Origin of the sequence: Brevibacillus sedimenti, assembly GCF_020923495.1 — a bacterium.
Lineage (GTDB): Bacteria > Bacillota > Bacilli > Brevibacillales > Brevibacillaceae > Brevibacillus > Brevibacillus aydinogluensis.
Genome location: NZ_CP064048.1, coordinates 3,573,898 through 3,589,351, shown reverse-complemented (window position 1 = coordinate 3,589,351; position 15,454 = coordinate 3,573,898). Strand labels below are relative to the sequence as shown.

At 58.1% G+C, this 15,454-nt stretch carries 13 protein-coding genes; 10 read left to right on the top strand and 3 right to left on the bottom strand.

Annotated features, from left to right (window positions below; all coding sequences use genetic code 11):
* Positions 1 to 15 precede the first annotated feature (15 nt).
* From IRT44_RS17540 to IRT44_RS17510, 7 genes are all read left to right on the top strand, one after another.
* The gene (locus tag IRT44_RS17540) at positions 16 to 1,365 is read left to right on the top strand and encodes a glutamine synthetase family protein (RefSeq protein WP_230077096.1); all 1,350 of its coding nucleotides are present in this window, start codon (positions 16 to 18) and stop codon (positions 1,363 to 1,365) included.
* 500 nt (positions 1,366 to 1,865) lie between these two features.
* The gene (gene smc / locus IRT44_RS17535; RefSeq protein WP_230077095.1) at positions 1,866 to 5,438 is read left to right on the top strand and encodes a chromosome segregation protein SMC; all 3,573 of its coding nucleotides are present in this window, start codon (positions 1,866 to 1,868) and stop codon (positions 5,436 to 5,438) included.
* A gap of 12 nt (positions 5,439 to 5,450) precedes the next feature.
* Positions 5,451 to 6,455 (top strand): signal recognition particle-docking protein FtsY, encoded by a 1,005-nt coding sequence (gene ftsY / locus IRT44_RS17530; protein WP_171566950.1) that lies wholly within the window; start codon positions 5,451 to 5,453, stop codon positions 6,453 to 6,455.
* A 157-nt stretch (positions 6,456 to 6,612) separates the two neighbouring features.
* Positions 6,613 to 8,118 carry a spore germination protein gene (locus IRT44_RS17525; protein ID WP_230077094.1) on the top strand — a complete coding sequence of 502 codons (1,506 nt, stop codon included), beginning with the start codon at positions 6,613 to 6,615 and terminating at the stop codon, positions 8,116 to 8,118.
* Entirely contained in the window at positions 8,115 to 8,768 is a 654-nt protein-coding gene (locus IRT44_RS17520) for a GerAB/ArcD/ProY family transporter (protein ID WP_230077093.1), read from the top strand. The genes IRT44_RS17525 and IRT44_RS17520 overlap by 4 nt, the downstream gene beginning before the upstream one ends.
* Positions 8,769 to 8,951: 183 nt before the next feature.
* The gene (locus IRT44_RS17515) at positions 8,952 to 9,251 is read left to right on the top strand and encodes a hypothetical protein (protein ID WP_230077092.1); all 300 of its coding nucleotides are present in this window, start codon (positions 8,952 to 8,954) and stop codon (positions 9,249 to 9,251) included.
* Positions 9,235 to 10,320, top strand: coding sequence for a Ger(x)C family spore germination protein (locus IRT44_RS17510; protein ID WP_212131912.1), 1,086 nt, complete (start codon positions 9,235 to 9,237; stop codon positions 10,318 to 10,320). The genes IRT44_RS17515 and IRT44_RS17510 overlap by 17 nt, the downstream gene beginning before the upstream one ends.
* A gap of 47 nt (positions 10,321 to 10,367) precedes the next feature.
* On the opposite strand, the gene IRT44_RS17505 is transcribed toward IRT44_RS17510, so the two are convergent.
* From IRT44_RS17505 to IRT44_RS17495, 3 genes are read right to left on the bottom strand one after another with little or no spacing between them, the layout of a single operon-like run.
* On the bottom strand, positions 10,368 to 11,354 hold the full coding sequence (locus IRT44_RS17505; protein WP_171566953.1) for an ABC transporter permease: 987 nt from the start codon (positions 11,352 to 11,354) through the stop codon (positions 10,368 to 10,370).
* Positions 11,341 to 12,291, bottom strand: a complete 951-nt coding sequence (locus tag IRT44_RS17500; RefSeq protein WP_230077091.1) for an ABC transporter ATP-binding protein — start codon at positions 12,289 to 12,291, stop codon at positions 11,341 to 11,343. Before IRT44_RS17500 ends, IRT44_RS17505 begins: the two co-directional genes overlap by 14 nt.
* A 3-nt stretch (positions 12,292 to 12,294) precedes the next feature.
* The gene (locus IRT44_RS17495) at positions 12,295 to 13,449 is read right to left on the bottom strand and encodes a COG1470 family protein (RefSeq protein ID WP_230077090.1); all 1,155 of its coding nucleotides are present in this window, start codon (positions 13,447 to 13,449) and stop codon (positions 12,295 to 12,297) included.
* A 204-nt stretch (positions 13,450 to 13,653) separates the two neighbouring features.
* Here IRT44_RS17495 and IRT44_RS17490 point away from each other — a divergent pair, with 204 nt between their 5' ends.
* The 3 genes from IRT44_RS17490 (at position 13,654) to IRT44_RS17480 (ending at position 15,453) form a co-directional block, all read left to right on the top strand.
* A complete protein-coding gene (locus tag IRT44_RS17490) occupies positions 13,654 to 14,241 on the top strand; it encodes a sigma-70 family RNA polymerase sigma factor (protein ID WP_230077089.1) in 588 nt (195 codons plus the stop codon).
* A complete protein-coding gene (locus IRT44_RS17485; protein ID WP_171566956.1) occupies positions 14,234 to 14,995 on the top strand; it encodes an anti-sigma factor in 762 nt (253 codons plus the stop codon). The genes IRT44_RS17490 and IRT44_RS17485 overlap by 8 nt, the downstream gene beginning before the upstream one ends.
* Before the next feature lie 119 nt (positions 14,996 to 15,114).
* Entirely contained in the window at positions 15,115 to 15,453 is a 339-nt protein-coding gene (locus IRT44_RS17480; RefSeq protein WP_171566957.1) for a putative DNA-binding protein, read from the top strand.
* Position 15,454 lies beyond the last annotated feature (1 nt).

Here is a 15,454-nt window from a genome sequence, read left to right as displayed (position 1 = left end):
GGAAAGGAGAGACGCATGATGTACACAGCAGACGATGTCATGAAGATTGTAAAGGAACAGGAGATTGAATTCATTCGCGTGGAGTTTCTGGACTACGCCGGGTTGATCCGAGGCAGAACGATTCGCCCGGACAATTTGCGGGATGCGATGGAGAGAGGCATCAACTTCAGCACGGCCATCATGAGTTTCGACAGCTTCGACGAGTACATTCCCAACCCGATGTACGGGGCCGGGGACGGTGATTTCTTCGCCGTTCCGGATCCAGCTACCTTTGTCATCCTGCCCTACCGCAGAAAAACCGCCCGCATGCTTTGCGACCTGGTGGACGAAAACGGCGACCCCTGGCCGGGCTGTCCCCGCCATGCGCTGAAGCGGCTGCTGAAGGAAGTGGAGTCGGTCATGGGCGGCAGGATGTACATGGCTTACGAGCAGGAGGCCTACCTGTTACGAGAGGAAAACGGCCGGCTCGTCCCCGCCGACGACAGCCACTGTTTTTCTCCTGACGGCGTCGATATCCAGGAGGATTTCGTGCAATCGTTCGTCCACGCGCTGGAGGCGATGGGCGTGAGGACTGAACAGATTTCCAGCGAATACGGACCGGGTCAACTGGAAGTCAACCTGCGCTACACGCATGCTTTACAGGCGACGGATGACCAGGTGACGTTCAAGCAGGTGTTCAAGCAGATCGCGCGCGACAAGGGACTGATCGGCACACTGATGCCCAAGCCGTTCGAGCACCTGGCCGGCAGTGGCCTGCACGTGCACATCAGCCTGTACAACGACGCGGGAGAGAACCTGTTCGCCGACAACACTGACCCGCGTGGACTGGATTTGTCGGAAAAGGCGTACCATTTTATCGGCGGCCTGCTCAAACACGGCCGCTCCCTGATCGCCATCGGAGCGCCGAGCATCAATTCGTACAAGCGGATGCGGCCGGGCACGTGGGCGCCGGCCCACATCTGCTACGGCGCAGGCAATCGCTCCGTCCTGGTGCGCATCCCGGAGAAGCGGCGTACTCGCCGGTTTGAATTCCGCGGGGGAGACGGCACCTGCAATCCATACCTGCTGTCAGCCTGTCTCGTGGCCGCCGGTCTCGACGGCATTCACAACCGCATTCATCCCGGCGAGCCGGCGAGCGATGACGTCAGCTGGCTCACTGAGGCGCAGATGCAGGAACGGGGGATTGCCCGCCTGCCGCGGACGCTGGAAGAGGCGGTGGACAGCCTGAGCCAGGACACCATATTGGCCCAGGCGATCGGCCGCGAGATCTGGGAAGAGTATATCAAGATAAAGCGTACGGAATGGGAGAAATACACCCGGCACGTAAGCGACTGGGAACGCCGGCTGTTTGCGCAGCGGTTTTGACCACAAAGGCATACAGGTGAACGAAACAGGCTCTTCTTCGGCGGGATGCCGGAGAGGAGCTTCTTTGTTCTCGACAAACGGCCGTTCTGTGATAAACTATTACAGTTGCAGGCAAGCCTTAAAAACGCTGCCTGCTTCGCGATCGTCTTTTGGCCATTGACATGCTTCTGTTCCGCAGGCGGGACAAGCGGTGCCAGGGAAGACGGACGACAAGAACCATGCGTTAGGCGAAGACTGTTTTTTTCCGTCCGCCAAAAAACCGGCAGCATCGGGTTTGTCTATGTGCCTGGTGGGGAAAGGTCTTCGTTCGGCTGTTATTCTATGGTACACTAATCTCACATTGGGTTTTATGCAGATGACTTGCTCCTGTTTCCCAGCAGGGGCTTTCTTTCAGGGCCCCCGCCCGGCGGCGACACGGGCCCGCTCGGCAGGCGGCAGCGCCGGACGCAGCGGGTGTGTGATCGCATGCGCCGGACGGGTTTTTAAGGAGGACCATCAGTATGTATTTGAAACGCCTGGAACTGGTTGGGTTCAAATCGTTTGCCGACCGGACCGAGTTGGAATTCGTGCCCGGAGTGACGGCTGTCGTCGGGCCGAACGGAAGCGGCAAGAGCAACGTCTCCGACTCGATCCGCTGGGTGCTTGGCGAACAGAGCGCCAAATCGCTGCGCGGGGCAAAGATGGAAGACATCATCTTTGCCGGAAGCGATACGCGCAAGCCGCTCAACTTCGCAGAAGTGACGTTGACGCTGGACAATACCGACCGTTCTCTCGACGTCGAATATACGGAAGTCTCTGTCACCCGCCGGGTCTACCGTTCCGGTGAGAGTGAATACTACATAAACAACCGGGCCTGCCGGCTCAAGGACATCATGGAGCTGTTCATGGACACGGGTCTCGGCAAAGAGGCCTACTCCATCATCGGACAGGGAAAAATCGAGGAGATCTTAAGCACCAAGGCAGAGGATCGCCGCGGCATTTTTGAGGAAGCGGCCGGCATCGTCAAGTACAAGACCCGCAAGCGGGAAGCGGAGAAGAAGCTGGACGAGACGGAACAAAACCTCGTGCGGATTCACGACATCGTCAGCGAAATCAACGAACAGATCGGTCCGCTGAAGGAACAGGCGGACACTGCGCGCAAATATAACGAACTGCGCCAGACGCTGATGGAACACGAGGTGGCGCTCTACGTCCAGCAGATCGAGGCGGCGCACGCCAAATGGGAGGAAGCAAGCCGCCGCGTGCAGGAGCTTCAAGAGCAGTTGGCCTTACAGACGACCCAGGCCTCGAAGCGGGAAGCCGACTTGGAGCAGGCCCGCTTTCACGTCAGCCAAATCGACCAATCCATCGAGGAATTGCAGCAAGTGCTGCTGTCCGTGAGCGAAGAGACGGAGAAAGTGGAAGGTCAGCGGGAAGTGCTCAAGGAACGGCTGCGCAACCTGGCCGCCAACCGGCAGCAGACGATGGAACAGATGCACCGCATCACGGAAAAGCGGCATGCCGTCGAGGCCGAGCTGGCGGAAGGAGAGCAGCTGGTCGAGGAAACCAAGCAGCGCATGGATGATGCCCAGGCGTCGCTGAAGGAGGCGGAAGACCAGTTTGCCGCCATGCTCCAGTCGCTCAGCGACGATGTCGAGCGATTGAAAGGAGACTACTTTGAAAAACTGAATGAGATGGCCAATCTGCGCAACGAAATCCGCCACCAGCAGCAGTTGAGCCAGACCAGCCAGGCCCGGGCGGAGCGGCTGGAGCTGGAAAAAGAGCGGCTCAATCAGGAAGAGGCGGCCCGCCAGACCAAGCTGGCCGAGCTGAACGTACAGCTTCAGGAGATTGACCTGTCGATTCAGGAGACACTGACGCGTTACAAGGAAACGATCGAGCAGATCCGCGAGGGACAAGCCCGTCTGGAGGCGTCCCGCCGGGAACTGCGTCAGTGGGAGCAGAAGCGGGAAGCGGCCAAATCGCGGCGCGACCTGCTGCGGGAGATGCAGGCGGAATTTGCCGGTTTCCAGCAAGGGGTCAAGGAAATCCTCAAGGCTCGCGAGCGCGGCTTCGCAGGGATTCACGGAGCCGTCGCCGAACTGGTCACGGTGCCGGAAAAGTACGAGACTGCCGTAGAGGTGGCATTGGGCGGCGCCCTGCAGAACGTGGTCGTCGAGGACGAAGCGGCCGGCCGGGCAGCCATCGCCTACCTGAAACAGCACAATGCAGGACGGGCTACCTTCCTGCCGCTTGACGTGATTCGGCCGCGCAGCCTGCAGGCGGACGAAAAACGGCTGTTGAGCAGACAGGACGGCGTGGTCGGCATCGCCAGCGAACTGGTCTCGTTTCAGGAGACGTACCGTCCCATTGTCGAATCCCTGTTGGGCAATGTGATTGTTACAGAAACATTGGAGCAGGCCAACCGCGTGGCGCGGGCGCTGAACTACCGCTGCCGCGTCGTCACGCTGGAAGGGGACATCGTCAACGCCGGCGGTTCCATGACCGGGGGCGCGCTGAAAAAGAATACGACCAATCTGCTGGGCCGCAGCCGTCAGGCGGAAGAGCTGGAGGCGCAGATGGCCGAGATCGAAGAGGCCATTGCCGGGCATACTACGCGTATGGAACAACTGGCCGAAGAACTCAAGCGGATCGAGCAGGAGCAGGAGCGGCTTCGCACACAGGGTGAATCGCTGCGGCTGAAGGAACAGGAAGTAAAGGGGCTGTTGCAGCAAACGGAAGCGGAAGGCCGCTCGCTGGCGGAACGGGCCATGCTCGTCGACCAGGACGTGGCCAGCTACCGCCGCGAGATGGAGGAAGCGGGACGGAAACTGGCAGAACTGGAGGCGGCCTTGGCCGTCATGGAAAAAGAAGAAAAGCAGCTGTCCGAACAGATTACCGCAGCCGAAGCAAAGCGGCAGGAACAGCTCGAATCCAAGGAAGAGATGAATCAGAAGATCACCAGCCTGAAGGTGCTGAACGCTCAGGTGAAGCAGGAACACCAGTCCCGCGTGGAGCACTTGGAGCGGCTCGCGGAACAGCGCGCGTCGCTTCTGCGGGAGTGGGAGGAATTGAACCAAACGCTGGCTTCGCTGGACGAGCTGGAGCGGACCAACGAGTCCTCCAGCGGCGAACTGGAGCAAAAGATCGCCGAACTGCGGCAGGACAAGGAGCGCGTCGCAGGGCTGATCCAGGAGCGGCGCAGCGAGAGAGCCACCCTCTACCATCAGCAGGAGCAGGTGGAGCAAGAGGTCAGGGAAATCCGCAAGCAGGTGAAGGCGCTCGAGGAAGGACTGCATCAGGAAGAGGTGAAGGCCAACCGCTTCGAAGTGGAACTGGATCATCTCCTGAACAAACTCTCCGAAGAATACGAAATCAGCTACGACCTGGCCAGACAAAAGTACCCGCCCCGCGGCGACATGGCGGAGGAGCAGCAGATTGTCAACCGCCTGAAAAAAGAGATTGCCGCGCTGGGGACGGTCAACCTGGGCGCCATCGAAGAGTACGAGCGGCTCAGTGAGCGCCATCAGTTCCTGAGCGCGCAGGAGGCCGATCTGAACGAGGCTAAGACGATGCTCTATCAAGTGATCGAAGAGATGGACACCGAGATGTCCCGCCGTTTCAAAGAGACGTTTGACGCCATCCGGGAACAGTTCCGTGATGTGTTTGTACAGCTGTTCGGCGGAGGCCGCGCCGACCTGATGCTGTCCAATCCGGACAATCTGCTGGAGACAGGGATTGACATTGTCGCACAGCCGCCCGGCAAAAAGCTGCAAAACCTGGCGCTTCTGTCCGGCGGTGAACGGGCGCTGACCGCGATGGCTCTCCTGTTTGCCATTCTTCGGGTCAAGCCGGTGCCGTTTTGCGTGCTGGACGAGGTGGAGGCGGCGCTGGACGAAGCCAACGTCAACCGGTTTGCCGAGTACATGCACCAGTTCAGCAGCCAGACGCAGTTCATCTGCGTCACCCACCGCAAGGGGACGATGGAGAGCGCCGATGTGCTGTACGGGGTGACGATGCAGGAAGGCGGCGTGTCCAAAATCGTCTCGGTCAAGCTGGAAGATACCAAAACATTTATCGAATCCGCTTCGTAAAGGGAGATGACCATGAGTTTTTTCAAACGCCTGCGTGACGCCATCGTGCAAAAGTCGGAGGCAGTTACGCAAAAATTTACCGAAGGCCTGGCCAAAACCAGGGACCTGCTGGTGGAAAAGGTGGAAGACCTGGTTCGCCGGTACAAGAAAATCGACGACGATTTCTTTGACGAGCTGGAAGAGATCCTGATCACGGCCGATGTCGGCGTCAACACCGTGATGGAGCTGATTGACGAACTGCGCGACGAAGTGCGCAAGCAAAAAATCGAGAACGCCATGGATCTGCAGCCGATTCTGTCGGAAAAGCTGGTCGCCCTGCTGAAAAACGACCAGGGCCAGGATGCCGGCCTGAACGTGCAGGACGGGCGGCTGAACGTCATTCTGTTCGTCGGCGTCAACGGCGTGGGCAAGACGACCACGATCGGCAAGATGGCGCACATGTTCAAACAGCAGGGGAAAAAGGTGCTGCTGGCGGCAGGGGACACGTTCCGGGCGGCTGCGATCGAACAACTCGAGGTGTGGGGCGAACGCGTCGGCGTGGATGTGATCAAGCACCAGCAGGGAGCAGACCCCGCAGCGGTCATCTACGACGCCGTACAGGCGGCCAAATCGCGCGGCGTGGACGTGCTTTTGTGCGACACCGCGGGACGCCTGCAAAACAAGGTGAACCTGATGGAAGAGCTGAGCAAGGTGCACCGCGTCGTGCAGCGGGAACTGCCGGGCGCTCCGCATGAAGTGCTGCTCGTGCTGGACGCGACGACGGGGCAAAACGCGCTCTCCCAGGCCAAGACGTTCGGCCAGGCGGCCGGTGTGACGGGCATTGTGCTGACCAAGCTGGACGGGACGGCCAAAGGCGGGATTGTCATCGCCATCCGCAACGAGCTGAACATCCCCGTCAAATACGTCGGCCTCGGGGAAAAGGTGGACGACCTGCAGCCGTTTGACCCTGAGCAGTTTGTGCACGCGCTGTTTGCCGGGTTGATCGCGCAGGAGACTGCGGCGGAAGAGCAGCAGTAACAAGGTGCAGATAGGGACAGGAAACCTGTATTGCTTTCACGGCGATACAGGTTTTTTTCGTATGGGATGAACCGGAAGTGCCCCCATCCGTTTGTATGCCTGTCACCCTCGTAGGAAATACTCCCTATTTAGGGTGCACGAAAAGGCGGTGTGTCACATGAACATTCTTCGAAGGCTGTTCCCTGCCATGTTTTCGGCGTTTCATGCCAAAGACGAACCTGCACACGGGGACGAACAGCCCCCGACCGATTCGTCCCTGACGGTTGAAGAGCTGCAGAAACGGTTCTGTCACGTTCATGATGCCTGTGTGAAAGATTTGCAGGTAAATGCCCAGACAGTCACGCTGTTTTATATTCGCTCCCTGATCGATGCGGACCAGTTGCGAGAGGGGATTCTGCTCCCGTTGGTACACGGGGATTACAACTGCGCTAGCCGCGCCATCATTTCCGATCAGGTCAAGCCGGTTCCCAATCTGGAAAAGGCGATTGAACAAGCCCTGCAGGGCGCCGTTATCGTGTTTGGCGAAGGACGGGTATTTGCCGTGCATATTCCCAGCACCATCAGCCGTTCCATTGAAAGCTCGGAGCAGGAAGCCATCGTCTACGGACCAAAGGACAGCCTGAGCGAGCAGTTGGATCACAATCTGACCATGATCCGCAGGCGTTTGCCCGTGCCGGAACTGAAGTACTGTTTGTTTACCCTGGGAACGTTGAGCAAAACAAACGTCGCGCTGCTATACATCGAGGGAATTGCCAATCCGGAAAACATCCGGCTCGCATTTGAAAAGACATCCAACATTGATTTCGATGTATTTTTTGATTCGTCGCATGTCAGTGCGTTTTTGGAGGATCACATGGGCAGCGTTTTTCCGCAGTTTCAGCAGACGGACACGCCGGACGCGGTAGCCGCCGCACTGGCCAGCGGAAAAATTGTCTGGCTGGTCGCCAATACGCCGTTCGCGCTGATTGCCCCCGTTACGTTTTTTGATCTGTTTCAGTCTCCCGAAGATTACATCCACCGCTGGATGGTCAGCAGCTTCTTGCGGTCCCTTCGTTTCTTTGCCTTTTTGTTTGCCATCGTCCTGACACCGGTGTATGTGGCGCTGACCACGCACCATTACTATTCGATGCCGCTGGAATTGCTGTACCTGCTCATGGAGTCGAGGAGCGAGATTCCCTTTACTCCGATTTGGGAGGCCATGTTCATGCTGCTCACCCTCGAGATTCTGAAGGAGGCCAGCTTGCGGATGCCCACCAAGTCCGGCCAGACGCTCGGGATTGTCGGGGGAATTGTCGTCGGTCAGGCTGCCGTCGAAGCGAATGTCGCGAGCAATATTTTGATCATCCACATTGCCGTCTCCGCCATCGCGTCGTTTCTGGTGCCGAATTACCTGATGACGAATTCCAGCAAATTGATCCAGTTCGCCCTGCTGATCCTTGCCGCCTGGCTGGGGATGTGGGGAATCATTTTCGGAATGGTGTTGGTGCTTATCCATTTAACCGGGCTCACGTCCTTGAAGCAGCCGTATTTTGCTCCCCTTACCCCAATGTATTGGAGAGATTGGAAGGATACGATCGTTCGGCTGCCGTTGAAGTTGATGAAACAGCGGCCTGAGCACCTGCGACCGGTGGCGAAATCGAGAATGAAAAAGGAGATCCGATGAAGAGCAGTTCGTTGTTTGACCATGACAAGCCGCTTCAGCCATGGATGTGGGCTGTTTTGGTGAACAGGATGCAAGTCGGCTACTTCATGCTGATCCTGCCGAACGTGCTGGTTCAACCGTATATGGTCTGGATCATTTTGCTTGCAGGATGTTTGGCTCTTCTCAACATGTGGGTAATCGGAAAGGGCCTGGAAGTCAGTTACCAGCAGCATGAAACGGAAGGATGGCAGCCGTTTATGGGGAGCGTGTGGATGCGCTTGTTGATGGTCCCCTGCCTGGTCATCATGCTGTTGAAATTGATAATTGTCGTGATAGGGTATGTAAGCATCGTGCACCAGATCCTGTTTCCCTCCGTCAATACCGGGACATTCATCGTCTTGATGATGTTCGCCGGATATTATTTGGCGAAACACGGGATGTTGACGGTGCTTCGTTTTGGCGTGATCGCCTTTCTGATGTCCGCCTGGATTCTCGTCCTGTACGGGTATTATTTGCTGCCCCAGGAAGCGAACTATACCCATCTGTATCCGATCATCCCGCTGCAGTGGCCCTCCCACTGGTTCGAATCTCTGTTGTTCGTATGGGCGGCGTTAGCCGGGCCGGAATATTTCGTTGTGTTGGGGCCGTGGACGGGGGGGGGAAGCGGCTGACCAAATACATCCTGACAGGGAACGTTGCGTCACTCTTCGAATACGTGTATTTCTTTTTCGTTTCGCTGCTGTTTTTCGGTTCTTCCTATCTGAAATCCATTGATATTGCGCTGGTCCAACTGGTGCGTTACATCCAACTTCCTTTTTTTTGAACGCGTTGATATGATCGTGGTGCCTGCATACATGGCCCCCATTGTCCTGGTGATCGCGCTGCTGATGCTTTACGTATACGGAGCCCTTCGCATTCTGCTGAAGCAAATCCACAAGCCGCCGCATGCAAGAGAGTTTTTCATGGTGTCATTGGCGGTGGTGGGGTATCTGCTGATTGTCGATCACTGGCTGTGGACATCGGAAACCCAAAGACGAATGTGGGAACAACTGCAGATGGTTGTCGGCGGTGCATCCTTTGCATTGACTCCCGCCCTGTTTCTTGTGCTGCATGCCGTGCAATCAAGGAGGCGAAAAAGTGAAAAAGCGCAGTAACAGCCTGATATTCGTCACGATGCTGCTGATGCTGTCCGGCTGCGGCTCATGGTCGGTGAAAAACAACATCATTGAGGAAATCTCGCCGACAATCCTGCTGTATGTCGGCCGGGGAGCGGACAAACACCTGGAGCAGGCAACCTTGATCCCGCCTCTGGTCGAGGAAAAGAAACGGGTGATCACGGCAAACGTCAGGCTGATGAAGGAAGGACGAATCCAACTGAACCAGAAGTACTACCGCGAGATGAAAAGCGGGCAGCTGCGCATGCTCTTTATTTCCAAAAGTCTCGCCCGGGAAGACATCCTGCCCATTGTCAACACCATGATGATTGATCCCGAAATCTCCGACCGCCTGTATCTGATCGTCGTGGAAGGAGATTTTCTCGCGTACTTGAACAAGCAGGTAGTAAAACAGCAGGAAATGATCGAATTTTATCTGTACAAGATGCTGGCTCACTATGAGCAGCAGGGGGAAATCACGGTGACCAATCTGCACCGTTTTATGGAAGCGTATTTTTCCCCTTATGCAGATCCGAAGATACCGCTGTTCACCACGAACGGAACCGATTTGATCTATAAAGGAACGGCGCTGTTTCACGACGGCAAAATGGTGGGCGAAATCACGACACTTGACGATCCCCTGTTCCAAATTCTCAACCGACCGACGCGATTTCAAAAGTTGCTGTCCCTGCCGGAACAAAGAGTTACGCTGGGGTCGCTGCACACGGAAACAAAGGTGACGGTACAACCTACAGGCGATGTGAAGATTTACATCGAAGGAACCGGAAGGGTGGAAGAATACCAGGGCGAGCGGGACCTGAACCAACCGGAAGCAGCGCAGCAGTTGACGAGGGAGTTGGAAGCGGTTCTGGAACAGAAGGCCGCCCTTCTTGTAAAAAAGCTGCAGCAGTTGAGGATTGACCCGCTGCGGATCGGAGAACGCACCCTGGGCCCCTTTTCTCAGCCGTACACAGAGGAAACATGGAAAGCAGCGTGGCCCACCATGCGAGTCCATGTGGACGTGCATTTGCAGCTGGAAAGTCTGGGATTGCTGAAGATGAAAAAATGACGAAGCCCTTGCATGGCCCGTCGGGAGCAGCAAGGGCTTCTTATCTGTCAATTGCGGCTGCGAATCTCCTGCCGCATGAACAACACGTAGGACGCGGCAAAACACACGGCGGCAGCCGCAAGCAGTCCCGTCACCTGCGGCCAGACCAGCAGCAGGCTTTGCCCAAACGGCAGCGGACTGGGAATCGCGCCGTATATCTGTTCCATCGTCAGCGGCCCCAGGCTGCGGACGGATGGCGTCAGCATCGTCGTGGTGGCCTCGCTGAACAACTGGCTCGGCGACAAGCGGGAGAGGTATAAAATGAACTGCTGATGGGACAGCACGTTCTCCGGCGTCTGCACAGCCGGTGCCGTGGCACTGGCCGTCAGGTTGACCAGCAGCGGAAAAAAGACGCTGAAGAACAGCCAGACGGCAATGCCGGCCAGCGCGGACGTGGCCGCCTGGCGAAAGCGGGTGGAAAACAGGATGCTCACGCTCAGCCAAAAGGCCACGTACAGCACGCTCAGCGCCAGGAAAAAGACCATGCGGGCCAATTCCTCCGGTGTAGGCGGAATGCCGATGGCGATCAGTCCCAGCCCCATGACGAGGAATCCCAGAGCAAACAGCAGGACGGTGATGACGATGAGCGCTGCGACAAATTTGGCGTTGATGACGGTGTCACGGTGCAGCGGTTGGGACAACAGCCGGCTCAGCGTGCCCTTGTTTCGCTCCGAACTGATCGCGTCAAAGCCCATCCCGATCCCCAGCAGCGGGCCGAGAAAGCTGACAAAGGTAATAAACGGCGGCAGCGTGCCGTCTGAGATCGTAAACAGCTTCAAGAACAGAAAGGATGATCCGCCGTCCTGTTTGGGCACCGCCTCCCGGATCGTCGACAGGGCGGTGTACAGCGATCCGATGCAGGTCAGGACCAGGATCGACACCAGGATAACAAAACGCCAGCTGCGCAGGTGGTCGGCCATTTCCTTTTGCACCATCACCCAAAACGGGTGGAGAGATTCCGCGCGGGGACGAACAAACCGGTCAAACACGGACATCCCCCCCTTCAAAATAGCGGTGATAGATCTCGTCCAGCCCGTACGCTTTTGTGTTCAGGCGGTGCAGAGAAGCTCCGGATTGGACAGCCAGCCGGGCGATCTCGGGAGCAGCGTCGGTCCGGCAGGAGAGGAGCAGACTCCCGTCATCCCTGCGTTCGACGCGGCTCACCGGTTCCAGACTGACCAACCGATCGACCAGTTCGTCGCTGACCGGCCGCACATCGACTTCGATCAAGATCGGCTCATCGGCAAACAGTTGGGCTGACAGCTGGGCCAGGGTGCCTTCCGCCAGCAGTCTGCCCGCCACGAACAGCCCGACGCGGTCGCAGATTTGCTGCACCTGGTGCAGATGGTGGGAGGAGAGCAGGACGGTAATTCCCTCGTCTCTGCTCAGCCGCTGGATCAACTGGAGAAAGTCGCGGACGCCCTCCGGGTCAAGCCCCAGCGTCGGCTCGTCGAGGATGATCACTTCGGGCTGTTTCATCAAGACGTCGGCCAGCCCCAGCCGCTGCCGCATCCCCCGGGAAAACGTTCCCGCCCGTTTGTGGCCGTGTTCGCTCAAGCCGACGCGCTCCAGCAGCCGGAGCGCCCGTTCTCTTCCCGTCTCATCGGGTATGCCGTTCAGCCGCGCCGTGAAGAGCAGGTTTTCCAGCCCGCTCATGTCGTCGTAGAAGCCCACGTCGTCCGGCAGGTACCCCACTTTTCGCTTGACGGCCAGCGGATCGCGCGTCGGGTCGTGGCCGGCCACCCGGACGATGCCCGACGTGGGTTCCGTCAATCCCAGCATCATCAGGATCGTCGTCGATTTTCCCGCGCCGTTTGGCCCCAGCAGGCCGAAGATTTCGCCGCGGCGGATGGTCAGGGTCAAGTTGTCCACCGCTTTGAAACTGCCGTACTCTTTCGTCAGGGCAGACAGCGTAATGACGTCTTCCGCCATGTGTTACCGCCTCCCGTAGGTGCGGAACAGGTAGACGACACCACCCGCGACGGCGAGAATGACCAAAACGCCCAACCAGCCCCACAGCACCGAGGTTTCGACAGCGACGCGAAACTCCGCATCCGCAGCGGCCTCCGGCGCGGTGGCGCTGACATCGACGACGTAGTCACCGGCGATTGCCTTGCTGTCTGCCTTGATCGTGGCGGTCACGTCCGCCTTTTGTCCCGCTGCCAGTTTGTCGATTCGCTTCGGTTCAAAGGTCACCTCCCAGTTGACGGGCGTGCTCGCGGAGAGTTCCACGTTGCGCAGATCGGCCGTCCCGGTGTTGCTCACCTGCAGCTGGAGCGTCCGCGTGCCGCCGGCGGTCACGTCTGTGCTCAGCAAGCCGGTCGGAGTGCCGACCTCCAGGCCATATGTGCCGGTAATCACTGCTTCCAGCTCCATCTGGGCAGAAGTGGAGGAGGTGGCCGCCTTCACCGGAAATTTGTACGATCCCGATTTCACTTTTTTCGGCGGACGGATTTCGACGACGATGTCCTTTGAGCCGTTCGCGTCCACCTGCACGGACGTGACTGCTTTTCCGTCCGCCTTAAACTGCACGTCCCATCCTTCCGGTGCTTGCGCGGTCAGGGAGTAGAGCTGCTTTTGCGCAGTCCGGTTGCGCAGGGTGGCGCTGTATTGAAATTGCGAGTCGGCGGGTCCCTCCATGTTTGGCTGCTCGCTTATCAGTTCCGTCTTGAACGAGCCCTGCTGCGAGACGTTGACGGTGAGCGGCAGGACCGCTTTCCCTTTGGCGCTCAGCTCGAAGCGATAGGTCCCCTTGTTCACGTCGAGCGGGACGTCCACCTGCAGGGTGACGGAGCGGGAATCATTGGGCTTGACGGAGATCGTCTGTACGCTCCACCCGTCGGCGGTGATTTCCGCTTCCCACTTGGCCGGCAGGTGTTCCACCTCAAGCTCCGCGCTTTCGATGGCGCTTCCGTTGTTGATCACATCGATGCTGTACTGGATTGACTCACCCGGCGTCACCGTGATGGCAGGATACGGCGTGTACAGGCTCAACGATCCTGCGGCGTCGGCCCGGGCAGAGGCAGCGGCGGCGAGGCCGAGGGCAAGTGCCAGTGCCAGCGCCCACTGCCGGTTCCACTTGCATTTCATGATGACAATTCCCCCTTTTACCGTCGATAGTTGCTTTCACCCCGTATACGCGGAAACATGTGCACGCGGATTTGTCGGCTGGCAAAATTTTTGCTTTCGGCTGGGCCCGGTCAGGGCAATCGCTGCTGCACCCAATTGCGCATGGGCGCCTTTTTTGTTACAAGAAAATTGGGAAAGAGGCATCGGCTAAGGGGGAGGAAGGGCGTGTCGAAACAACACCTGGAAGGGGAGCGCCTGCTCATAGAAATGGGACGCGGCTCACGGGCGGCGTTGGAAGCCTTTTACGAACGGTACGCCGCTTTCGTCTACCGCATCGCTTTGCGGATGCTGCACGATCCCATGGAGGCGGAGGACTTGTGTCACGACATTTTTCTCGAAGCCTACCGGACAGCGGCGCAGTACGACCGGCAGCGGGGCAGTGTCGAGGCGTGGCTCGCGGTAAAAACCAGGTCGCGCTGCATGGACCGCCTGCGCAGGATTCAGGCCAGCCAGCAGCGGGAACAGACGGCGGCCACCCACCAGCTCCAGGATGACTCGGTGGAAGAATCGGTCTTGGCAAAGCTGGAACGAGAAACGGTGCGAAACGTGCTGAACCGCATTCCCGAAGCGCAGCGGCAGGCGGTTTACGGGGCCTATTTTCAGGCGAAAACCCATCGGGAGCTGGCTGAAATCATGGCCCGGCCGATTGGAACGATCAAGTCGCTGATACGCTACGGCTTGCACAACCTGCGAAAGCAGTTGGCGGAGACGGGATGGCACGGAAGCGGCAAGGGAGGCGATAAGCGTGGCTGACAAGCATTGCGGCGTGTACGAGGAAGACGTGATCGACCTGGTGCTCGGCAAACACTCCGCTGAGCGCAGCGAGGAACTGGCGCGGCATCTGCAACACTGTTCCCGCTGTGCCGCACTGCATCGCGAGTGGGCGGTAATTCTGGACAGTAGCGGTGAAGTCGGAGCACCCGCTGAACGCCTTCAGCCAGCGCAGGAAACGAAACCCTCGCCCCGGCTGAAAACGCGGCTGCTTCGCTCCGTCGACATGAACAACAGGCTGCCGCGCCGGCGTGCAGCGGCCCTGTCCTCAGCGGCGGCCTGCGTTCTGCTGGCGGCCATGGCTTTCGTCCCGCTGCGAGGAGACGAGATGGAGCGGGCAGAGCCGTCACCGGTTTTTATCAGTGAACCTGCCACCTCCCTGTTCCTTACGCAAAACCGGATCGTCAACGACCCGAAAACAGTGCTGCATCAGGCGGTGCCCGTGATGCGGACCAACGTCAGGGGATATGTCTGGATCAACGACATGTCCAACGAACTGCTGATCCTGGCGGAAGGACTGGACCCGCTGGAAGAGAAGGATTATCAGGTCTGGTTTATCATCGGAGACAGCAGGGCAAACGCAGGTGTGTTACAATGGAAGGGACGGATGGCACACCTGTATGTCCACGACGGCGATATCCGCCGGGTCACGAACATCGCCGTCAGCATCGAACCGAAAGGGGGCAGTTTTTCCCCAACCGGTCCGGAGGCGATGATTGTGAACATTCGTCCGTAATCTGTGTCAATAAAAAACCTTGACAGTGCATGGAGAATTGGGTAGTATAGTTATCGTGCTGTAAAGGAGAATCACTTTACAGGACATAATCGAGTACCTCTCAGCAAAGGATTGGTTTCATGCTGGAGAAGACCAATCAGGTAAATCTCTTGTTCGACTTTTACGCGCCGCTCTTGAAAGGCAAGCAGCGTGAATATCTGGAGCTGTACTATCTGGATGATTTGTCGCTGGGAGAAATCGCCGAGATGCACGAAGTGAGCAGACAGGCGGTGTACGATCACATCAAGCGGGCGGAGCGGCAGTTGTTTGAGTACGAGGAAAAACTGCTGTTGGCCGCCAAGCACGAACAGCGCCAGGCTCTTCTGGAACGCATCCGGCGGATTGTGGAAGAGCTCGCGGACGGCGAGGCAAGAGAGGAACTGCAAGCTTTGCTCCACCAACTGTCGGAGATGGATTAGG

What these genes read in the sequence shown, in the direction of transcription:
- IRT44_RS17540 (WP_230077096.1), top strand. Translation starts at nt 16, where the DNA reads ATGATGTACACAGCAGACGATGTCATGAAGATTGTAAAGGAACAGGAG.
- smc (WP_230077095.1), top strand. Translation starts at nt 1,866, where the DNA reads ATGTATTTGAAACGCCTGGAACTGGTTGGGTTCAAATCGTTTGCCGAC.
- ftsY (WP_171566950.1), top strand. Translation starts at nt 5,451, where the DNA reads ATGAGTTTTTTCAAACGCCTGCGTGACGCCATCGTGCAAAAGTCGGAG.
- IRT44_RS17525 (WP_230077094.1), top strand. Translation starts at nt 6,613, where the DNA reads ATGAACATTCTTCGAAGGCTGTTCCCTGCCATGTTTTCGGCGTTTCAT.
- IRT44_RS17520 (WP_230077093.1), top strand. Translation starts at nt 8,115, where the DNA reads ATGAAGAGCAGTTCGTTGTTTGACCATGACAAGCCGCTTCAGCCATGG.
- IRT44_RS17515 (WP_230077092.1), top strand. Translation starts at nt 8,952, where the DNA reads ATGGCCCCCATTGTCCTGGTGATCGCGCTGCTGATGCTTTACGTATAC.
- IRT44_RS17505 (WP_171566953.1), bottom strand. Translation starts at nt 11,354, where the DNA reads ATGTCCGTGTTTGACCGGTTTGTTCGTCCCCGCGCGGAATCTCTCCAC.
- IRT44_RS17500 (WP_230077091.1), bottom strand. Translation starts at nt 12,291, where the DNA reads ATGGCGGAAGACGTCATTACGCTGTCTGCCCTGACGAAAGAGTACGGC.
- IRT44_RS17495 (WP_230077090.1), bottom strand. Translation starts at nt 13,449, where the DNA reads ATGAAATGCAAGTGGAACCGGCAGTGGGCGCTGGCACTGGCACTTGCC.
- IRT44_RS17480 (WP_171566957.1), top strand. Translation starts at nt 15,115, where the DNA reads ATGCTGGAGAAGACCAATCAGGTAAATCTCTTGTTCGACTTTTACGCG.